The organism is Streptomyces rectiviolaceus (genome assembly GCF_039533825.1).
Taxonomy (GTDB): domain Bacteria; phylum Actinomycetota; class Actinomycetes; order Streptomycetales; family Streptomycetaceae; genus Streptomyces; species Streptomyces rectiviolaceus.
This window is the reverse complement of the sequence record NZ_BAAAUG010000240.1, coordinates 1-818: the sequence shown is the minus strand read 5'-3', so window position 1 is coordinate 818 and position 818 is coordinate 1. Positions and strand designations below refer to the sequence as shown.

Annotated in this window: 1 protein-coding gene; it reads left to right on the top strand. The window is 66.6% G+C overall.

Annotation, left to right across the window (positions count from 1 at the left end):
• On the top strand, positions 1-818 hold an 818-nt coding region (locus tag ABD378_RS43185; RefSeq protein ID WP_344530858.1), incomplete at both ends, for an acyltransferase family protein.

Genomic DNA, 818 nt, shown 5'->3' with positions numbered 1-818 from the left:
GCCGGCCTTCTACCGGCGCCGTCTGCTGAAGATCTATCCCAACCACATGGTGCTGTGGGCCGTCGCGCTCGGGTACTTCTCGACGATGGCCGCCGTGCACCCGGGGGTGTGGTCGACCAACCTCTCCCTCGTGCATTCCTGGATACCGCGCGCGGACACGGCCGTCTCCCTCAACCAGCCCAGCTGGTCGCTCTGCAGCGAACTCCTCTTCTATCTCCTCTTTCCCCTGCTGTGGCGCTGGGTTCGCAACATCAGGAGCAATCGCCTGTGGATGTGGTTCGGCATCACCTTCGCCGGGTTGCTGAGCACCCAGCTGATGATCGACGCATGGGCGCCCGGGACTCCGCTTCTCCCGGACTGGCCGCTGTCCCTGATGCAGGCCTGGCTCGGCTACAACTTTCCACCGCTGCGTCTCTTCGAGTTCGTTCTGGGCATGCTCGTCGCCCGGCTCCTGGCGGAAGGACACCGCGTCTCCCTGGGCGTCGCGCCCGCGCTGGCCGTGACCGGCGGGGCGTATGTCCTCTCGCTGTACCTGCCCTGGCAGTACGGGTTCAACGTGATCCTGGCCGTCCCGCTTGCCCTGCTGGTGGCGGCCATCGCGCACGCGGATGTCACCGGACGCCGCACCGGCCTGCGGGGCCGCGTGCTCACCCTGCTCGGCGAGGTGTCGTTCGCCTTCTATCTCGTGCATTTCATGGTGCTGGTCGCCGTCCACGACCTGCTGGAGGGAAGGCAGTTCGACACGGCCACGGCTTTCGCCGTCACCGCCCTCGTCTTCGTCGTGTCCCAGATGCTCAGCTGGCTGCTCTACGTGTGCG